The following is a 19,858-nucleotide window of genomic DNA, read 5'->3' on the forward strand; positions in this document are numbered from 1 at the left end:
GATCGGTAACGTATTTTATAGATAGATTCAAGTACTCCTATTCCAAACGTGGGTATCGATATCACACTATGATTGGCGATAGCTTTTGGACACCGAAGCGGCCGGTCCGCCTCGCGTTGCTTGGGGCAGTCTTGGCGATGGTCGCGCTCCATCAGAGCGAACTCTTCGGGCTGATGAACTCACAGGCACTGATCTTCGGTTGGATTCCGGTACAGATCGCATACGACGTCGCGTATCTGCTGGTCGGGACGGGGATTCTCGCGGTGATGTACCTCGTGGCCCCCGAACCGCCGGCGGAGCACGAAGCGACAGTGGAAGACGGCGGTGCGACCGACTCCGCCGCGGCCGACGGGGGTGAGCACTGATGGTGGCGGGATCGAACCTTCTGATCGTCGGCATCACGCTCGTCTACCTCCTGATCGTCCTCGGCGTCGGTCACCTCGCTGCACGCGCGACCGGGACGTCGCGCGAGGACTACCTGATGGCGGATCGATCGTTCAGTACGATCATTCTGCTGGCCGCGCTGTTCGCGACGAATATGACGGCGGTAGTGATGATCGGCGCGCCCGGACTGGCATACGGTGCGGGTGCGGGCGCGTTCGGCTTCTTCGTCGTGCTCTTTGCCTTCCTGTTCCCGGTCTTCCTGATGACGATCGGCTACCGCATCTGGATGGTGGGAAAGGAGTTCGGTCACATCACGCCCGCACAGATCATCAATCACCGATGGGACGCCACGTACCTCGGGGTCTTGGCGATGGTGATGTTCTCGATTTGGACCGTCCCCTACATCCTCGTTGGCGTGCAGGGCGGGGGGATCGTCTTCGAGTCGCTCACGAACGGGATCGTGCCGTACTGGCTCGGTGCGGCCATCGTCCTCGTCGTCGTCGGGGGCTACGTCTATCAGGGCGGAATGCGCGGGACGGGCTGGACGAACGCCTTCCAAGGGGCGGTCTTCATTGCCTTCCTGCTCGCGATGTTCCTCTGGGTACCCACTCGAATCGGAGGGTTCGAGAGCGCGACTGCCGCCGTTGCTCAGCTCAACGACGGGATCCTCTTGAACCGCGGTGGCATCCCACCGTTCCAGCCCCGACCGTGGCTCTCACAGGGGCTCATCGTCGCCTTTGGCGCGTTTATGTTCCCCCACCTGTTCGTGCGATATATGACGGCTCGATCCGTCAAGAACCTCCAGCAGACGGCGGTCCTGTATCCGATTGCCGTCATCGTTGTCTGGACGCCCGCCGTACTGCTCGGATTCTGGGGACTGGCACAGTTCCCCGAACTGGCGAACCCCGACTTCGTCCTCCCAACGCTGGTCAGTGAGTTCCTGCCGGTCTGGGTAGTCGGTTTCGCGCTCGCGGGGATCCTCGCGGCGCTGATGTCCAGCCTCGACGGGCAAGTACTCACGTTGAGCACGTTCTTCACCGAGGACGTGCTCAAGGAGTTCTTTACTATCAGCGAATACCGCGAAGTGTACTACACGCGCGGGTTCCTCGTCGCGATCTTCCTCGCCGCCTTCGTCGGCGCGATGGTGACGCGAGACAGCATCGTTGACACCGCGACGTTCGCGTTCTCCGGCTACGGGCTGATGTTCTTCCCGATCTGTTCGGCGTTCTACTGGCGGCGCTCGAACAAGTACGCGGCGTACGCGGGGCTCATCTGGGGCTTCGTCGGCATCTGGGCGTTCGAGCTCGGAGTTCTCCCGAACAGCCTCACGTTCGGGTTCCTGCCGTTCGTCCCGCTGGTGGTGACCCAGATCGTCCTGATGGTCATCGTCGCCTACGCCACGGAGAAACCCCCCAAAGATAAGGTCGAACAGTACGAACGGCTCTTTGAGAATATCTGGTAACTGCTCACTCGACCATCGACGACCGACTCATCAGTACTCGGAACGACGCAATCGGCCCGCGGTCTGCGGATACCAACAACTGAGATATGAACGTCAACACTATCGGCGGCGGCCCCGGGGGACTGTATGCGAGCCTTCTGCTGAAGAAGACGCATCCCGACTGGGACGTCACCGTCTACGAGCGGAACCCGCCGGACGTAACGTACGGCTGGGGAATCGTCTTCCCCGACCGAACCATCTCGAACCTCGCGGAGGCGGACACCCCGTCCCACGAGGCGATCGTCGACGCGTTCGAGCGCTGGGACCCCTTCGACATCCGATTCGACGGCCACGCGTATCGCTGCGGCGGAAACACCTTCGCAAGTATGATGCGGACGGACCTCCTCCGCGTGCTGCAGGACCGGTGCCGGGAGGTCGGCGTCGATCTCCGGTTCGACACCGAGATCACAGACGTGCAGTCGGTCGCCGGCGACTCGGACCTCTGTCTGATCGCCGACGGGATCCACAGTCGCGCCCGCGACGCGTACGCGGCGGAGTTCGGCACCGAGATCCTCGAGGGCGAGGCGCGCTTCTCGTGGTTCGGGACCGAACAGGACTTCGACGCGCTCACGCACATCTTCGTCGAGAACGATGACGGGATCTGGTGTGCGCACACGTACCCGAGTCCGACGAGCACGTTCATCATCGACTGCGACGCGGAGACGTGGGAGCGGTCCGGACTCGCCGACGCCTCCGAGAGCGAGTACCTCGAGTATCTCGAAGACGTGTTCGCCGAGCATCTCGGCGGGCACTCGCTGCTCTCCCAACAGGACCAGTGGCGGACGTTCGAGACGATCACGAACGAGCACTGGCACCACGAGAATATGGCGCTCCTCGGCGACGCCGCCCACACCGCCCACTACTCCATCGGGTCCGGAACGACCCTCGCGATGGAGGATGCGATCGGGCTGATGAACGCGTTCGAGGAACACGAGACCGTCGAAGACGCCCTCCCGGCGTACGAGGCCGCTCGGAAGCCGTTCACGGAGAACCTCCTGTCGGCCGCCGAGCGGAGCCGCATCCACTTCGAGGACGTTAGACGGTACTACGACCTCCCGCCGCGGCAGTTCGCCGTCCACCACCTCACGCGCAGCGGTCGGCTCACCTACGGGAGTCTGAAGCGACGCGATCCCTCGTTTATCGGCGGGTTCGACGAGTGGTTCGCAGCGGCGACGCCGGGGGAATCGACGGTGCGGTCGCCGGCGTATCAGCCGGTCCGACTGGGCGACGTCGTGTTCGCGAATCGGTTCGTCCGGTCGCTGGACCCGACGTACTCGGCGGTGGACGGAGTGCCTTCGAGCGCACAACGGGCGGCGTTCTCGGCGGCGGCCACAGACGAACCTGGGCTGCTCCTCACCGAACCGCTCGCCGTGGCACCGGAGGCCCGCCCCACAGCCGGGACTCCCGGCCTCTACACGGATGAGCAGGCCGACGTTTGGGGAGACGCCGTCGCATCCGTCGCTGACGAGATCGTCGCCGGTGTACGCCTGCATCACGCGGGACCAAACGCCGCTCGTGAGCCGAAATCTCTCCGAAACGGGGGACTGACCGCCCGCGAGTCGACGTGGGCGCCGCGGCTCAGTAGTGAGTACCCCGTTCGCCCCGATCGGTTCCGCATCCAGTCGATGACCGCCGACGACCGGGCCGCCGTCGCCGACGACTTCGCCGAGGCCGCCCGCCGGAGCGCTGACGCCGGCTTCGAGTATCTGCACCTCGACAGCGGTCCGGAGACGCATCTCGGCGCGTGCCTCACCCAGTGGGACGGACCCTCAGCGGCACCGCGGCAGCACGCGCTGTCGATCGTGGAATCAGTCGCCGACGCGTGGCCGTCGGAACTGCCGCTCGGCGTCTCGGTTCCGGTAGCCGACCGGGACGCCGCCGGGCTCTCACTCGACGTCGCCTTCGATGTCGTCGACCGACTCGCCGCAACCGGCTGTGACGTCGTCGCTCCCGTTGACGTCACATCCGAGGACCGTCACGTCGCCCAGAAGGGGCCGAGCGACTTCAGCGACGATATCCGAAACGAAACGGACGTCCCGACGCTCGCGACGGTACCCACGACGTCCGTGGATAAGGTGAACACGCTCGTGTCGACCGGCCGTGCCGACCTGTGTGTGTTCCCGCGAGAGATCACTGACGGAGGTAAATAATAGAAATATACCATAAGAAAATCAGAATGATATTATTGAGTATGGTTTTTTGGGAGTATTGATGGGATATCGGAATGAACCATTTAATGGGCGGATCCAATCCCGTTTTTCAATATATGTTTCTTTAGGATAAATGTTAATTAACTGTTCTATTACTTGTACTACGGTGTTACCCCACGGAAGAAGAGGCGCTTGCTATAGTAGCGTTTGCAACTGATTGCACATCCGACCGCACGACGTCGTGCGGTCGAGTGTGTACAGACTTGCAAACGCAAGTATACTTGCTTAACAGGCGACAGCCCATCGACCGTCACTCCGGCAAATAGTCACTCGTCGTTCTCGACGAACCACGCCACGAGGGGGCGGAGATCCTCAAACGCGGGTCCAGGGGCGACCGTATCCGCCTCTCGGTCCCACGTGATGACGTCGACGTCCGCCAACCGGGGGAGGTGGTTGTGATAGAGTTCGATCTCGAGGCGCTCGACGCTGCGTGGATCGCCGGCGCTCGGCGAATCGCTCTCGTCGCCGGAGAGCGTTTCGAGGGTATCAGTCCGGTGAATCGAGATCCGGTCGCCGTCGCGTTCGTGCAGTTCTCGAAGGAGCCGTCGACGCTCGTCGCTGGCCAGCAGCTTCAGCGCCTCGGTCGTTCGCAGTCCGTCGGAATCCGAACTCATCGCTGCCCCACGTAGCCGACGGACGACGCCCCATCCCGCCCGAGAGTGCTGTCTGGTCCTCGATTCGGACTGCGTGTGTCCGTGGGAGATGCCATTTTGGTTGTGAGATGCTTCTGTCGACGGGGTCATTAGTAGGAGGAACGTACCGATCGTCTCCCGTTTTGGAAACGCGGTTGCGCGGGTATTAATTCGCCCCGAGCCTCCGAAACGCCAGCCCGTATCGCACACGTCGCGGTATTAACAGCCTGTTAACGGTCTATAGCAGTCGAATTCCACGGGAGGGGGATCGCGCGCGAATCGGAACGCCGAAGAGTGATCAGCTCCTCTGTGTAGACACGTGATGAGTGACAGCCCTCAGTGGACTTTGACACCGAGTGGAGCCCGTCGATGAGTCGCAGAGGAGCCGACCACCAGTTCGACTGGGAGGAGGTTCCCCCCTCTGTCGCGGTCGTGGAGGTAGTGAGCGCGGCCACGAACCGAGAACCGACGTCGCTGCCGCCGCTGCGCGACGCGGTCGATACCGACGCCCTCGACGCGCTCTGTGCGGGGGAGTCGGCGGCGACGAGTTCGACTGCGGTGTCGTTCACGTATGCCGAGCACGCAGTGACCGTTCGCGGAAACGGGACTGTGAGTATCGAGCCGATAGACGCCGAGCGCACGCTCTGACGGTGCTCGGCGTCTGAAAAATCGCCCGTCGACCCGACGTAGCGTGTGGGGGCCAGTGAAGGGGGTGGGGGGGCACTCGTCGGGTCCGGGCGTCTGTGAGAACGCGTGCTACCCCCTTCGTTACCTGGTCGTTATCCTCGTTTGATCCCCCGTACCCGCACGGAAAACGAATCGGGTCTCGGTGGCACGGCGACGCCGATTCGTGATGGATTCCATACCTGTTTATCCGCTGAATAACCAAGACGGTCTTGTCCCATCGGGGAGTGTATGTCAGATCGGACCGGCACGACAGACACGAGCTCGAATCGGCGGTGTGAACGCTGCGGATCGGCGGTCAGCAAACAGTTCGTCCGCGTCTTCGGGGTAGAAAACACCGTTCACGGGTGTATCAACTGCCTCACCCGCACCCAGTTGGCGGTGGGCGAGGCGGCGATACGGAGCGACGGCGGCGACGACGTCGGCGTCCAGTGGCACTCCGGATCGTCGTGAGGCGGGGGCACTCGATTTCGGTTACTCGACCGTGACGCTCTTGGCCAAGTTCCGCGGCTTGTCGATCGCCCGGTCGCGGATCTCCGCTGCGTGATACGCGAGCAACTGGAGGTGGACGTTCGCGGGGATCCCCGCGAGGTTCGGGTCCGTCCGCGGGAACGGGAGGTACTCGTCGACCGTCTCGCGCAGTGTCGTCGCCGACGCGGGCCCGACGCCGACGACCGGTGCGCCGCGGCTCTGGGCTTCTCGAACGTTATGCAGCGTCAGTTCGTCGTTGCGACCGGTGAACACCGCGATGACGACTGTCGCCGGCGTCACGAGCGCCAGCGGACCGTGTTTCAGTTCGCCGGCCGCGAACCCCTCGGCGTGCTCGTAGGTTATCTCTTTGAACTTCAGCGCGCCCTCCAGTGCGACCGGGTAGCCGACGCCTCGGCCGATGAAGAAGTACGACTCCGCGTCCGCAAACTGCGTGGCGAGTCGCGCCGCCCCCGCGTCGTTCACGACCGTCTCGACGGCTGTCGGTAGCGACTCGAGATCGCTGCGGACGCTGTCGGGATCGTATGCGCCGCCGTGATCTCCGACGCCGGCAGTTTCGTCCCCGTAGGCGTCGGCCCCCCCGCCGTCGGCGGCGATCCGATCGGCGAGCAGGGCGAGCGCAGCGACCTGTGAGGAGAACGTCTTCGTCGCGGCGACGCCGATCTCGGGGCCCGCGCGGATGAACAGCGCCTCGTCCGCCCCGCGTGCGGCGCTCGAACCGACCACGTTCGTGACGGCGAGCGTTCGGGCCGAGAGGTCGTTCGCGACGCGAAGCGAGGCGAGCGTGTCGGCCGTCTCGCCGCTCTGCGTGACGGCGATCACGAGCGTCCGCTCGGAGACCGGCATCGGATCGTGGGCGAACTCGTTGGCGCGGAGGGCGGTCGCGGGGACCCCGCGTCGACGGAGCAGCGTGCTGCCGTACATCGCCGCGTGGTAGGAGGTCCCACAGGCAACGAACACGACGTCGTCGACGTCCGAGAGCGATCCCGGCGGGAACGCCGTCAGCTCGCTTCGGTCGCCGTCGATCCGCCCCTCGAGGGTCTGCCGGAGCGAGACCGGCTGCTCGTCGATCTCCTTCCGCATAAAGTGGTTGTACACGCCCTTGCGCGCGTCGCTCGCGTCCCACTCGACCGTCTCGATCGGTCGGTCGACCGGGGTGCCGTCGACGTCGGTGATCCGGTAGGTGTTCCCCTCGAGGACGACGACGTCGTCGTCCTCGAGATACACCACGCGGTCCGTGAACTCGAGGAACGCCGGGACGTCGCTCGCGAGGTAGTTCGCGTCCGTACCCAGCCCCAACACCAAAGGCGACCCGCGGCGGGTCGCGTAGACGGCGTCGTCCTCGTCGACGATCATCGCGAGCGCGTAGCTCCCTTCGAGTCGCGCGACCGCGGCACGAAACGCGGATTCGGGATCGGCACCGTCGTCGAGCGCGGCCGCGACGAGGTGCGGAACCACCTCTGTGTCCGTCTCGCTCCTGAACCGGTGGCCGGCCTCCCGAAGCTCCCGTCGGAGCGACTCGTGGTTCCGGATGATTCCGTTGTGGACGACGGCGACCCGGCCCGAGTCGTCGGTGTGCGGATGCGCGTTGGCGTCCGAGGGGGCGCCGTGTGTGCTCCACCGGGTGTGGCCGATCCCGGTTCCGCCGGGGAGCGCTCGCCCCGACAGCGCGGCCTCGAGCGCGTCGGTTTCGCCCTCCCGTTTGCACACGGTGATCGGTCCGTCGGCGCGCCGAACCGCGACGCCGGCGGAGTCGTAGCCGCGGTACTCCAAGTTCTGCAGGCCGACTACCAACTCCTCGAGCGCGTCTCCGATACCGGCGCGCGCGATGATGCCACACATATTCACTGCCTCCCGCAACCGGCGTCGATGCGACTCGGTCGCGAACGTACGGGTCTCGTCTGGGGATACATCACTTGAAATCGCCGTTCCGGACGGGGCCGGACGGCCGCCTGTATCCAGCGGTTTTCGGGGCTTTGTTATGAGGAATCAACCGACACGGGGGGTCGTTAGGTGGCCGCTGCGATCTCCCCGCCGCGCCCGCGGTATTCGCTGCCGGATGCGTACGAAATGCAGTCGAGACGGTAGTCTGTTTGTTGTGTGGTGCGATCCGAACGGTAGTCTGTTGGTTGTGCGTGTGGTCGGGACGGTAGTCTGTTGGTTGTGGGGTGCAGTCCGGACGGTGGTCTGTCGGTTGCGCGTGCGATCGAGACGGCGTCAGATACTTGCGCGGTGCCGTCGGGACAGTAGTCGGATCGTTGTCCGGTACGGTCGGAACGGTCGTCGGATGGTTGCGAGTTCCTCGGATTTGGCCCTGTTGCGTTTTCAGTCGATCGAACGCGGTGGGTCGGCCGTCGCGCGCGTCGTGAGGGACGGATCCGATCAGCGTCGTGCGGGGTCTTCGGGGCCGCTCATCGGGCAGGTCGGCGGTCGCGCCGCGTCTGTGATCCGCCGTCAGTCCGGCCGATCGATCCAGTGGTACGTCGAGAGCGCGCCGATGAGCACGAGCGACGCGAGGGGAACGACCGGCGTCGACAGTCCGAGCGAGAGCGCGCCGAGATACACGAGGACGGATCCGCCCGCGACCGCGACGTAGTACTTGGGCCACTCGGAGGCGACATCGACCTCGCGTTCGAGAAACTCGTGATACTGCTCTGCGATCTCACCGCGTTCGACCGTGCCGCGGTCCTTGTCGAATTCAATGGCCCCCGCGTCGTGCATCTTGGGGAGATGGCACTGATACAGGCCGACGTAGACGCGCTTTCGCTCCTGTGCGTTGAGCGCCGTGGGCGATTTCCCGTTTTCGATGCCCCCGATGTGCTCTGCGAGCTCGCTGAGCGTCGTCGATCCGTCTCGGTCTTCGATCGCCTGCAACACGAGACGGCGACGGCGGTTTCGCAGGACGTCGAAGATCACGTCCAACGACGGCTTCGGGGCTGACTCATCGGTTGTCGAGCTGTCTGACGACGATTCGACGGTTGGGCGGTCGACTTCGGGCTCGGCTTCGGTTCTGGAAATGCTCATGTGTAATCTGGTGACAGCGGTGGCTGACGGGCGATGGCCCCGATGGGTATTGATGTGGCTATACACGATCCGGGAGAGACGTCACTCGGGGTTCGAAGGGATCTCTCCGCCGGTTCCCGCGAGTTCTCCGGTGTGATACCGTCCGACGATGGCCGAATTTCGATGGTAAATGGTCGCATATGATCCGTTTGGTCCTGTGTTACGAGCGGTCCGCCGCCGCAGCCGGCGTGAATCCGAACCTACCCCCGTGGTGTTCTCCCAGTGACACACACACTATCCAGAAGGAGAATATTAAAACCACCTGACTTTTTGACCGCTCCGGTGGCGGTATCGAGTAGCTACCCGGGGCGACAGTAGACGGTCCTGAGGCGCTCGACGCCCGGGAACGACCGTAAGGACCATCAAAAACTCCCCGCAGCGACAGCCAACGCTCGCCGCGGCGGTTGAATCGCCCCGCGAGAGAGAATGCGGTCGCTACCGACGGTAGCCGGAACAATACAAACCACGTCTCGCTCGTTTCTCCGGAGAATGCCGGTCTCCACCGAAACGTGAGTATGTGCTCTCGAGAACCCTCCACGGCCGAGTTCAGTACCGACTCGACGAGCGTCACCGACGGCACTTCGTCGGACGACCGCTCGGGAGACGCGCCAACTGAGCCGGTCCCGATGCCGCGGGGGATGCCGCCCCAACGCGACGCGCCGCCGGACGACGGCGACGGTGTCGGATCGTGGTTCGATTCGACGGTGCGACGCGCGGGACGGATCCTCCACGAGAACTACCCGCAGTTGGAACGACAGCTGCTGTTCTGTCGGTCAGTGTACGCCGACGCGTACGTCCGCGGCGCCCGGCTCCGGTACAACCGCCGGCATCCGGCCCCGATCGACCCGTACCGAGTCAGTTGGGTCGATCCCGACCGCATCGTCCGGATCTCGGAGCCGTCGAACCGCTCGCGGTTTCGGCGAGTCGGTGTCGTCGCCGACGGCGACTGGGACCGATACGGCCTCCGGTTTCGCGACACCGACGTCTTCTGTGCCTTCCAGCGGCGTTTCGAGGACGGCGTCGACTGGGAGGAGACCGCGTTCTTCCGGCGGATCACCGCCGAGATCGAGCGCGGAAACGAGCGCTGGGGGTGCGCGTCGCCGTCGGCGTTTCGGCGCCGCTGTGACCACCTCGATCAACTGTACGAGACGATCCGCGAACACGGCTTTCTCAGTCAGCGAGCGCTCCTCGAATCGGGCGTCAAAGACCCGATTGAGCGGCGGCGTGCGACGGTCGCCGCGCACGTGATCAACGACGAGATCGCCGTCGACGTCGGCCGGGACGGGGAGTTACTCTTCGCGGACGGCCGAAACCGACTGGCGATCGCGAAGCTCCTCGACGTCGAGGCGATCCCGGTGTTGGTGTTCCGCCGGCACTCCCGCTGGGTGGCGCTTCGCGACGCCGCGGCCGCGTTCGTCGATCACGGTGGCACGCTTCCGGCACGGCTCCGTCGTCATCCCGACATCGCGTCGTTCCTCGAAGCGACGACGTAGGCCGGCCGGAGGCCCGACACTAGTGTCTGTGGATTGATGACGCGCACCACACGCTCGTTCCTACCCGTCGGTGACGACGGCCGCCATCTCGCCGATCGCCGACGGCGACAGTTGCTGATGCGTCGGGAACACGAGTAGCCGGGATCTGAGCGCCTCCGCCCCCCGAAACGCGCGGACGTGTCGGTGGCGGTACACCGGCGGCCACGTGAGCACTTCGCACGGGAGCCCGGCCCGTCGGAACTCGTGAAAGATCTCGTTTCGCTCGGCCGCGGAGTCGGTCGCGCCGACGACGCCGAACGGGCACGCGCCGTCGTACAGCGGCTCCGAGAGGACGGTCAGTCGGTCCGCGTCCCGAAGCAGTTCGCGAAGCGCCCGATAGCGACCCCCGCGCACCGATCGAACGGTTGCGGGCCGACAGCGGGCCAGCCCGCGGTAGGTGAGCGGTCCCGGTGCCGACAGTCGCCGCGGCGGGGCGACGGATTCGAGGCCGTATCCGGTCTGGTCGATCCGCGGTTCGTCGGCGGCGTCGATCGGCGTCCGAGCGAGTAGCGATCGACCGATGTGCCGGGGCGCAGCGCGCCACCCGCCGTGGATCTCGCCGGGGTCCGGGAGGGCGCCGATCCGTGAGACGAGGATTCCGCCCTCGGGGACGGGCAGCGTCTTGTGCGGACAGAACAGCGCGACGTCGCCGGCTGTCCCGAGCAGCCGTCCCGAGCGGTCGCGACCGAAGAGCCCGCGCGCGCAGTCCTCGATCACGAGGGCGTCGTGCGCGCGGGCCACCGACACGAGCGCGTCGAAGCCGTCGTCGACGAACCCGAAGTAGTGGATGAACTGCACCACCGACGGATCGACCGCGCGAATCCGGTCGGCGATCGCCGAGACCGAAAGCGTGAGATCCGAATTGACCGGATAGTATCTGACGTCGAGCCCGGCATCCAGCGCGGCCCACGTCACGCCGCCGGGGACGTACGCCGGAAGCAACACCGTCGATCCGGGTTCGAGGCGGTCGAACACCGCCCTGAGTCCTTGCTTTGCCCAACTGTACAGCTCGCGCTCGCCCGCGGGAAGCCACTCGTCGTCGTCGAGCCAGGGGATCTCGCGTGCGCGCGGGTCGAAGAGCCACCGGAGCCTGAACGACGGGTGCGCCGGAGTGGCACTGAGTCTCATTCTCGGGCGGGTCCCGAGCCGTCCGTGGACACCCGATCGCGCGGGGTCCGCTCGCGGTCGAGCGGGGCCCGTTCTCCCTCCCGACGGTGCGACACGAGGTGGTCGATCCCCGCCTCGAGGGGGATCCGCGAGCGGAACCCGAGTCGGTCGCGGGCGCGTTTCGTCGACGCCCTGCTGTGTCTGACGTCGCCGGGGCGCTCGTTTTCGTAGCGCACGCCGGCGTCGGTCCCCACCGCCTCGCGAACGATATCTGCGAGTTCGCGGATCGTCACCGACTCGCCGGTGCCGACGTTGAACGGGACGCCGGTGTACGGCGTCTCGGCGGCGGCGAGATTCGCCCGCACGACGTCGAAGACGTGGACGAAATCCCGCGTCTGCTCGCCGTCCCCGTGGACCGAGAGCGGTTCGTCGGCGAACGCGCGTTCGAGGAACGCGTCGACGACGCCGCTGTAGGGGCCGCGCTGGCCGGGGCCGTAGACGTTGAAGTACCGCAGCGGCACGACCCGCAGGTCGTACACGTTCGCGTAGACGCTCGCGTACGCGTCCGCGGCCAGTTTGTCGGCGCCGTAGGGCGACTGCGGGTCCGTGGGACACGTCTCCGAGACGGGGAGTTCAGAGGGGGTTCCGTAGACGGCGGCGCTCGACGCGATCACGACGCGCGCGTCCTCCGCCCGGGCGCGTTCGAGGACCGCTCGCGTCCCGCCGACGTTCACGCGGTGGGACTCCGCGGGCGCTTCGATCGAGCGGTCCACGCTGACGACGGCGGCTTGGTGGAACACCGTATCGACGCCCGTCATCGCGCGCGACAGCGTCTCCCCGTCGGTCACGTCTCCCCGAATGAACTCGGCCCCGTCCGGCACTCTCGACGCGTCGCCGGTCGAGCAGTCGTCGAGCACCCGGACCTCGTTTCCGGGGACCAACGCGGCCGCGAGGTGACTACCGATGAAGCCGGCGCCGCCCGTGACGAGCACCGTCTGTCCGGACCACGCTGCGGTCGGTGGGGAGGGTTCGTTCATACACTCCCACCGGCACCCGTCGGGACTTTGTAAGCCAGCGCTTAGCCCGAAACATATCCGTATTGATAGTGGTAGGCCGCTCGTTAGGCGGGCGTGTGAGGCTGTCGGTGTCCGTATGGGATTTCACCCGAAGTGATAAACAGCCTGTTGGATCCCGCAGTGTCCACACACCGGGGATGAGAGCCCTGGCCACGCTCCGAGGACCAATTACCCGCCGACGGCGCACGGTCGATCGAGAAGTAAGTCGCGACCACGGCGGTCACGGGTGGTGGGATGTATTGTATGATCGTCCAATTCTGTCGCGAAGAGTATCAATTTACTGTCATTTAAGCACAATCGGGCGCCGCGTAATTCATCACAATTATTAAGGAACATATCGGTGCATCGTGAGTTCCGTGATGTCATACGAGAGGCGATCGCGCGTTCAATTTCATACCCAATCAAGCGCCAGCGAGAACACGCGTTCGATGCGATCGAGCTGCGTCTGCAGGCCGATATCCGCGATCGCTTCTCGCCCGTCCGAACGCGCTCCCGATGCGAGCGTTTCACACAGGGCGGCAGCGAGGTCGCCGTCGGTCGTCTCGACGGCCGAGTGGGCGACGTCGGCGAGTCGGTCGGACAGGTCGCCAACGTCGGTGGCGACGACCGGGAGGTTACACGCCATCGCCTCTTTCACCGTGTTCGGGGAGCCCTCCCGAACCGACGTGAGAAGCATCGCGTCGGCCGCGTTCATATACAGCGGGATGCGGTCGTGATCGAGGCCGCCGGCCGTCTGGAGTTCGATCGGCTCGTCGGTCCGCGCCCGCGCTAAGTCGACGACCCGCGCCGCGCGCTCGAAGTTCTTGACCGGTCGAGACGGGTCGTACGGGAACAGCACGTGGTGGACGTCCTCGTCCCAGCCGACCTCCCGCCGGGCGGCGGCCTGCGGCAGCGGCCGGAACAGGTCGAGGTCGATCCCGTGCGGGATCACGTGGCACGGGCGGTCGATCCGCGCGGCCATCTCCTCGGACATCACGACGACCTCCTCGGCGAACCGCGCGCAGTACCGCGAGACCCGTCCGTACCGCCCGAGCACGTCGCTCCCCCACAGCGTGAGGACCACCGGAAGCGCCGGCTGAAGCACCGCGGGCGGCGCGGTGAGCCCGTAGTTCGCGTGGACGAGATCGTACCCGTCGAACGCGGCGGCGACGACGCGGGGGTAGTAGCGAGCGTACGCCGTCCACGAGCGATCGCCCGACGTCGCGTAGCCGGGAACCGCCAGCGTGTCGACCTCGTGGCCGCGCTCGCGGAGGCCGGCGCGCTGCTGTCGATAGAACACCGACCGCCCGTTGGTGACGAGACTGAGTATCCGCATCGGTCACCGCCGGAGGAACCGCTCGTAGAGCTCCGTCGCGAGGGTCATCCGGTACCCCCCGGTGTCGACGACGTGGTACGGGACGAGTTCGCCGCCGAATTTGCTCTTGTACCGGCAGAGACGCTCGGTGTTGGCCCCGTGGAGGTCATACGAGTGCACGGAGTCCGTCGGCGGATCCGCGACGATGTCCTCGATGACGCGGAGGTGCAGTACGCTGTTGACCGCGACGCCCTCGTAGACGGTCCGGCTGCCGCCCTGCCAGAAGTACGCGTCCTCCGGCGAGTAGAGCACAGTGACGCCGGTGAGAAACGAGCCGTCCGCCCCTCTGGCGACGTACACTCGGGCGCGATCGCCGAGCGCCTCGAACAGATCCCGAACGTACGGCCACGTCTGCTGGAACGACTCCCCCTGTTCGGCGTACCGCGCGCTCGTCTCCTCGAAGATCCGACGCAGCGACGACTGCCCCTCCCGCTCGATGCGAACGTCGAGGTCGCGCGCGTCGCTGATCTCGCGTCGGAGGCTCTTGCTGGCCCCACCGAGCACGTCGTCGGGGGTGTTGTCCGCCAAATCGAGCCGGTAGGTGAAGCGCGTCCCGACGTCGAAATCCGCCCAGCGGTACGGCCGGGGGTCTCGAAACTGCGGATGGCAGGTCATCGAAAACAGCGTCGTCGGGGCGTCGAGGTCGAGTTCCTCGACGACGAGATCGGCGAACGTCTGGTTCACTCGCTCCTGTTTGCGTCGCTTCGGGCTGGCCGGCATCACGATCGGGCCGAGGCGGGGGACGCCCATCCCCGGCGGTGGCGAGGTCACGACGCGCCCGACGGGCGGGTCACGGACGAACACCGGGAGCAGGGCCGTCGGTCGGTCGCCCTTGAATCCGCCGAGCAGTTCCATCGACCCCGCCGTGTGTTCGTCGAGTACCTCCAGCGCCTCCGGGAAGTGAAACACGTCGATTCCGCTGTTCGGGAGTGCGTCGGCCCACTCCGAGACGGAGAGCCGTTCGAGTTGCATCGGTTCGGTCATCCAGCCTCGGGGGCTTTGTTAGGCCGCGCATATCGGGGGGACGTCCCCCCGGTTGTCGCCGGTGCCGCCGCCGCGTCCCGTCCGGATCGGGACGGACGTCCCGATCGACATATCGTTGCGTTTGCAACGGTTTGCGCGTCCGGTCGCACGCGGTCGTGCGATCGGGCGTGCAATGACGTGCAAACGTTACATAGCTCGACGTCGTAGTGGGACTATGGACCGAGAAATCAAACTCAGAGATGTCGCCACCGTGCTCGAAGAACTCGAATACCCCATCGATCGATCCGACGCGTCGGCGGCAGTCGAGCACGTCACGCTCACGTTGGCGGACGGACAGGTGAACCTCGGAGAGACGATCGAGAAGTCCACCAGCGAGACGTTCCGCTCGGCCGGCGATCTCGAGTCCGAACTCCACAACACGCTCCCGCGCGAGGCCGTCGGCGAACCGTATCAGTCGGAAGGGGACGCGTGATCGAGCGGATCGGCGTGATCGAGCGTGTCGTATAGCTCCCCAGGCGGTCCGACCCACGCGTCCAGTTCGAGCGCGCGCTCGATCAGCCGCCGATAGATCGGCCCGTACGCGGGCGTGTCCTCACAGAAGAACCGCGGGTGCCACAGGACGGACATCACGGCGGCGTTCTCGCGAGCCTCCCGGAGTAGCGATTCGCAGACGTCCCACGCCCGTTCGGGGTCGGACTCGATCGGCAGCGCGATCTCCATCGCCGTGAGCGGGAAGGCGACGAACGCGTCGTCGAAGGGCCGGCGGACGCCGTATCCGTACTGGAATCCGTAGTCCGTCGAGGAGCCGAGCGAGGTGTCGTAGGAGAGTCCGATGGCCGCCTGGTGTGCCCACGTGTCCGGCACCTGTAGGTTGAGGTGGTGCTGTCGGATCCCGCGCACCTCGCGACCGAGGACGGACTCGACCGCCCGTTTCTCGGCGCGGAGCCGATCGCGGTCCGCGTACGATTCGTACGACCCGTGCAGTCCGATCTCCCACCCGCCGGCGTCGAGGTCGCGGACGAGGTCGACGATCTGTGGGTCGGTGATCTCGTACCGACCGGCGTACAGCATCCACGCGTTCGGGTCGAGCAGCTCCCGGCGCGGTCGGTCCGTGAAAAGCGACTGCTCGTCGAGGAAGTAGAACGCCGAGCGGACGCCGAGGTCCGACTCGATCGCCTTGATACGCCCGAACGACCAGTAGGGATTCCGCCCCGGTAGCAGCGACGCGAGATGCGAGGGGTCGCGCTCTGTCACCGCGTAGTACGGGGCTTGGTACGTCTTGTAGGGACGGTCGACGTCGTGGGTCAGACAGAGCGCGAAGTCGTGGTCGCCCGGGACCTGGCGCGCGCGCCGGGCGTCGGCGTCGACCTCCGGGCGTCGGCTCGGGCAGTCGCGGTTAGCCATCGGCGCTCTCCCCCCGCAGAAGCGCGCTCGGCCACCGGCGCACGCCCGACCGTCCCCGCTCGCGGTCCCGACCGCCGGACCGGTCGTCGGCCACGTCGAGTACGGTGTCGACGATGTACGCCGTGAGGTCGGGTTTACCGTCGAGATACGCCTCCCGGCGACGCCGCCACCGGGTCTCGGAGGCCGTGTCGGTCAGCAGTTCGACCGCGCGGTCCACGGCGGCGTCCTCGTCGGCGATCGACTCGACGAGCCCGGCGTCCGCGAGCGCGGCGAAGTTGCTGAAGTCGTCGGTGTCGGCGTACGCGCCCGAACGGATCGTCGGCGTGCCGAGCAGTCCCGCCTCCGTCGCCATCGTGTTCGAGTCGGTGACGAACAGGGCGGCCTCGCTCAGCAGGTCGTGCATCGCCGCCGGCGGCACCGGGATCGCCTCGGCGGGGCGCTCGGTCTCGTCGCCACCGGTCGAGTCGTCACTCCCCTCCGTCGAGACGTACACCGTCGCGTGCGCGGAGAGTTCGTCGACGAGGCGCCGCTTCGCGGCGGTCGAGAGGCCCTTCAGCCCGACGTCGTGGTGGGCTCCCATCTCCACGAACCGGAGGACGGCGTACGGCTCATCGGGGTCGACGCCGTGGTCGCGGAGGCGGTCTCGATCAGGGTCGAATCGGTCGGGATGGAGGTACGCCAGCTCCTGCAGCCCCTCGTGCCGGTCGTGAGGTGCGCCGAAGTCGCCGTCGAACGTCGCCGGCGTGCAGACCCGGTCGGTGAACGGCGCGAGCGCGTTCGCCAACCGGTTCGTTCCCTCGTGATCGTGGAAGACGACCGCCCCGGCGCCGACCATCGCCGCCGCGTGGACGGCGGTGGGGCTGAGCCGGCTCACGACGACGTCGGGGTCGAACCGCCGTGCGTACCGAACCGTCCGAACGTCGCGCAGCAGCCACTCCGGGACCAGCTCGATTGTCCGGGTGCCCTTCCGCGACAGCACCGTGTGGTCGATGCCGTAGGCGTCGAGCAGGTCCGTCGTGAGCTCCTTCTCGCGGGAGGTCACCGCGACGGCGTGGCCGCGGTCGACGAGCTCGTAGATCGCGTGCCGAAAGAGGTGGACGTGCGCCGGGTGAGTGACGTCGAAGTGGACGCGGCTCATCGCTCCGCTCGGTCTCCCGGTTCGGGGTCCGCCCCGCCGTCGGTCGTCGCGCGCGCTCGCTCCGCCGTTCCCGCGTCGCTGCCGCGAGCCTCCTCGACGCGCCGGCGCGGGCGGCCGATCGTGTAGGCCGCGTGGTCGGTGCCGTCGAGGTCTACCGCGTCCTGACAGTCGATCACGACCGTCGGCGCGACGCGGTCCCACGCCAGCGTCGTGAACTCCTCGTGCGGCGTGACCACGACGACCGCGTCCGGATCGAGAGCGAGGCCCCGATCCAGCGTGACCGGCTCGGCGGCGATCCGTTCGGGACCGTCGACGACCGGATCGTGGCAGTAGACGTCCGCACCGTACCGGGATAGCCCCTCCGCGATCGGCAGCGCGGGGCTGTTGCGCGTCTCGGCGACGCCGGGTCGGTACGTGGTTCCGAGCAGGAGCACCGTCGCGTCCTCGGTCGGCGTTCCGGCGTCGTCCAGCGCGTCGCGAGCGAGGTCGACGGTGAACGCCGGCATCGAGTCGTTCACCGCGCGCGCGACCCTGGTCAGCGGACTATGGACGTCGAACGCCGACAGCAGGAAATACGGGTAGACGGGGATGCAGTGCCCGCCGACGCCCGCCCCCGGCGAGAGGATCCGCGCGTGCGGCTGGCTGTTGGCGGCCTCGATCGCGTCTCTGACGTCGATCCCCAGTACGTCGGCGTACCGGGCGAACTCGTTCGCCAGCGCGATGTTCACGTCGCGGTAGACGCCGCTGAACACCTTCGTCGCCTCCGCCGTCGTCGCGTCCGGGAGGGCGATCACGTCGTTCTCGGTCACCTCGTCGTAGAGCAGCGCCGCGACGCGAGTGCTCTCGTCGTCGACGCCGCCGACGACTTTCGGGTACGCCTCCCGGATGTCCGTCAGCGCCCGGCCGCTGAGCGTGCGCTCGGGGCAGAACGCGACGCCGAAGTCGCTCGTCGACAGGCCGCTCCTGGCGGCCAGCCACGGGTCGACGACGTCGGCGCACGTCCGCGGCGGCACCGTCGACTCCACGCAGACGACGTCGCCGGGGGCAAGCCCCGTCGCGACGTCGCCGAGCACCGCCTCCAGCGCCGAGAGGTCCGGCTCGTCGTCCTCGGTCAACAGCGTCGGGACGACGACGACGTGGACCGCCGCCTCCGCGGCCGCGAGCCGCGGGTCGGCGACCGCTCGCAGCGCGCCGGAGCCGACGGCGTCGCCGACGAGCGCCGGGAGCCCCGGCTCGCCGGAGACGGGACACTCGCCGTCGTTGATCGCGTCCACCACCGCCGGGTCGATGTCAGCGCCGACGACGGCGCCGGTGACGTCCGCCAGCACGGCCGCGACCGGGAGCCCCATCTTTCCGAGGCCGTAGACCGCGACGGGGACGTCCCCGCCGGTCAACGCCTCGCGCTGTTCCTCTGGCGGGCTGTCGGCGTCGTAGAGTCCGTTCATGAGAGGTCGTTCGGCGCCGCGATTTCGGGCGGGAGTTCTCGGTGTTGCGCCGGTGCGCCGATCGCGAGCGTCCGCGCGGGAACGTCCTCCGTGACGACCGCGCCGGCCGCCACGAACGCGCCCTCCCCGACCGCCACGCCGGGCAAAAGCGTCGCGTTCGCGCCGACGGTGGCGCCATCTCGCAGCTCCGGCCCGGCCAGTTCGACGTCGGTCCGGACCGGGTAGGGGTCGTTAGTCAACACGGCGCACGGGCCGACGAACACGTCGTCACCGATCGACGTTTCGGTCGGGACGTACACGCCGGTCTGGAGGCTCGTCCGGTCGCCGATCGTGGTCGTTCCGTCGATCACCGTCTTGGTGCCGACCAGAACGTCGTCGCCGATCCACGTCCGCTCGCGGACGATCGCGTCGTGTCCGGTGGTGAAGTTCTCGCCGATCCGGACGTCCGGGTAGATCACCGTCCCCGAGCGGACTCTCGCCCCGTCGCCGATGGACGTCGGTCGCTCCGGGTCGTCGCCGGGAGCGATCCGCACTCCGTCGTCGATCCGGCAGTCCCGCCCCACCGAGACCGAGGGCGCGTCCGCTCTCGGCTCGGTCATCTGAATCGGTCCTCCGCGTCCGGGACGGGGATCGCCCCGGCGTCCGCTGCGGTTCTCGTCGCGTCTCTCGATCGCTGAATGTTCGTTCTCATACCTTCGTGTGTCCGTGTACCGCGCGTCGCGCTTGCGGCATTCCGAGCGTCGTTGCCTCCTTTCGCATCTCGTTGTCGCCTCTTGGGTGTCGTGGCCGCCTTTCGCGTGTCGTTGCCGCGTCTCGCGTGTCGTTCTCGGCTGTCCGACGGTCGCGATATCGGCT

18 protein-coding genes are annotated in these 19,858 nt (G+C 66.8%); 7 read left to right on the forward strand and 11 right to left on the reverse strand.

Annotation, left to right across the window (positions count from 1 at the left end; genetic code table 11):
* The first annotated feature begins 68 nt into the window (after positions 1-68).
* From ACT3HL_RS09085 to ACT3HL_RS09095, 3 genes are all read left to right on the forward strand, one after another.
* Positions 69-365, forward strand: coding sequence for a hypothetical protein (locus ACT3HL_RS09085; RefSeq protein ID WP_445086512.1), 297 nt, complete (start codon positions 69-71; stop codon positions 363-365).
* Positions 365-1,846, forward strand: a complete 1,482-nt coding sequence (locus ACT3HL_RS09090) for a sodium:solute symporter family transporter (protein WP_445086513.1) — start codon at positions 365-367, stop codon at positions 1,844-1,846. Before ACT3HL_RS09085 ends, ACT3HL_RS09090 begins: the two co-directional genes overlap by 1 nt.
* An 86-nt stretch (positions 1,847-1,932) precedes the next feature.
* Complete coding sequence (locus ACT3HL_RS09095; RefSeq protein ID WP_445086514.1) at positions 1,933-4,035, forward strand: FAD-dependent monooxygenase; 2,103 nt, start codon at positions 1,933-1,935, stop codon at positions 4,033-4,035.
* A 326-nt stretch (positions 4,036-4,361) separates the two neighbouring features.
* On the opposite strand, the gene ACT3HL_RS09100 is transcribed toward ACT3HL_RS09095, so the two are convergent.
* Positions 4,362-4,709, reverse strand: a complete 348-nt coding sequence (locus ACT3HL_RS09100) for a DUF7344 domain-containing protein (protein WP_445086515.1) — start codon at positions 4,707-4,709, stop codon at positions 4,362-4,364.
* A gap of 387 nt (positions 4,710-5,096) precedes the next feature.
* On the opposite strand from ACT3HL_RS09100, the gene ACT3HL_RS09105 reads away from it, so the two are divergent.
* Together ACT3HL_RS09105 and ACT3HL_RS09110 are read left to right on the forward strand one after the other, a co-directional pair.
* Positions 5,097-5,375 (forward strand): HalOD1 output domain-containing protein, encoded by a 279-nt coding sequence (locus tag ACT3HL_RS09105; RefSeq protein ID WP_445086516.1) that lies wholly within the window; start codon positions 5,097-5,099, stop codon positions 5,373-5,375.
* Positions 5,376-5,642: 267 nt separating this feature from the next.
* A complete protein-coding gene (locus ACT3HL_RS09110) occupies positions 5,643-5,864 on the forward strand; it encodes a DUF7563 family protein (protein WP_445086517.1) in 222 nt (73 codons plus the stop codon).
* A 21-nt stretch (positions 5,865-5,885) separates the two neighbouring features.
* Here the strand turns inward: ACT3HL_RS09110 and glmS are convergent, their stop codons facing one another.
* Entirely contained in the window at positions 5,886-7,742 is a 1,857-nt protein-coding gene (gene glmS / locus ACT3HL_RS09115; protein ID WP_445086518.1) for a glutamine--fructose-6-phosphate transaminase (isomerizing), read from the reverse strand.
* 612 nt (positions 7,743-8,354) lie between these two features.
* The gene (locus ACT3HL_RS09120; protein ID WP_445086519.1) at positions 8,355-8,924 is read right to left on the reverse strand and encodes a DUF7344 domain-containing protein; all 570 of its coding nucleotides are present in this window, start codon (positions 8,922-8,924) and stop codon (positions 8,355-8,357) included.
* Positions 8,925-9,478: 554 nt separating this feature from the next.
* On the opposite strand from ACT3HL_RS09120, the gene ACT3HL_RS09125 reads away from it, so the two are divergent.
* A complete protein-coding gene (locus ACT3HL_RS09125) occupies positions 9,479-10,456 on the forward strand; it encodes a hypothetical protein (protein ID WP_445086520.1) in 978 nt (325 codons plus the stop codon).
* Between the two features lie 60 nt (positions 10,457-10,516).
* Here the strand turns inward: ACT3HL_RS09125 and ACT3HL_RS09130 are convergent, their stop codons facing one another.
* The 4 genes from ACT3HL_RS09130 to ACT3HL_RS09145 form a co-directional block, all read right to left on the reverse strand.
* On the reverse strand, positions 10,517-11,623 hold the full coding sequence (locus tag ACT3HL_RS09130; protein WP_445086521.1) for a DegT/DnrJ/EryC1/StrS family aminotransferase: 1,107 nt from the start codon (positions 11,621-11,623) through the stop codon (positions 10,517-10,519).
* Positions 11,620-12,639 carry an NAD-dependent epimerase/dehydratase family protein gene (locus tag ACT3HL_RS09135; protein ID WP_445086522.1) on the reverse strand — a complete coding sequence of 340 codons (1,020 nt, stop codon included), beginning with the start codon at positions 12,637-12,639 and terminating at the stop codon, positions 11,620-11,622. The genes ACT3HL_RS09130 and ACT3HL_RS09135 overlap by 4 nt, the downstream gene beginning before the upstream one ends.
* A gap of 430 nt (positions 12,640-13,069) precedes the next feature.
* Positions 13,070-13,993, reverse strand: coding sequence for a glycosyltransferase (locus tag ACT3HL_RS09140; protein ID WP_445086523.1), 924 nt, complete (start codon positions 13,991-13,993; stop codon positions 13,070-13,072).
* Positions 13,994-13,996: 3 nt separating this feature from the next.
* A complete protein-coding gene (locus tag ACT3HL_RS09145; RefSeq protein WP_445086524.1) occupies positions 13,997-15,016 on the reverse strand; it encodes a GNAT family N-acetyltransferase in 1,020 nt (339 codons plus the stop codon).
* Between the two features lie 214 nt (positions 15,017-15,230).
* Between ACT3HL_RS09145 and ACT3HL_RS09150 the strand changes: the two genes are divergently transcribed.
* Entirely contained in the window at positions 15,231-15,488 is a 258-nt protein-coding gene (locus tag ACT3HL_RS09150) for a DUF5789 family protein (protein WP_445086525.1), read from the forward strand.
* Here ACT3HL_RS09150 and ACT3HL_RS09155 read toward each other — a convergent pair.
* From ACT3HL_RS09155 to ACT3HL_RS09170, 4 genes are read right to left on the reverse strand one after another with little or no spacing between them, the layout of a single operon-like run.
* Positions 15,467-16,420: a polysaccharide deacetylase family protein gene (locus ACT3HL_RS09155; protein WP_445086526.1), complete on the reverse strand. Its 954-nt coding sequence runs from the start codon at positions 16,418-16,420 to the stop codon at positions 15,467-15,469. The two genes, ACT3HL_RS09150 and ACT3HL_RS09155, sit on opposite strands and share 22 nt — an antisense overlap.
* A complete protein-coding gene (locus tag ACT3HL_RS09160) occupies positions 16,413-17,558 on the reverse strand; it encodes a DUF354 domain-containing protein (protein WP_445086527.1) in 1,146 nt (381 codons plus the stop codon). The genes ACT3HL_RS09155 and ACT3HL_RS09160 overlap by 8 nt, the downstream gene beginning before the upstream one ends.
* Positions 17,555-19,003 (reverse strand): nucleotide sugar dehydrogenase, encoded by a 1,449-nt coding sequence (locus tag ACT3HL_RS09165; RefSeq protein ID WP_445086528.1) that lies wholly within the window; start codon positions 19,001-19,003, stop codon positions 17,555-17,557. Before ACT3HL_RS09165 ends, ACT3HL_RS09160 begins: the two co-directional genes overlap by 4 nt.
* Positions 19,000-19,602, reverse strand: coding sequence for a DapH/DapD/GlmU-related protein (locus ACT3HL_RS09170; protein ID WP_445086529.1), 603 nt, complete (start codon positions 19,600-19,602; stop codon positions 19,000-19,002). The genes ACT3HL_RS09165 and ACT3HL_RS09170 overlap by 4 nt, the downstream gene beginning before the upstream one ends.
* Positions 19,603-19,858 lie beyond the last annotated feature (256 nt).

It is taken from the genome of Halobellus sp. GM3, assembly GCF_052545375.1.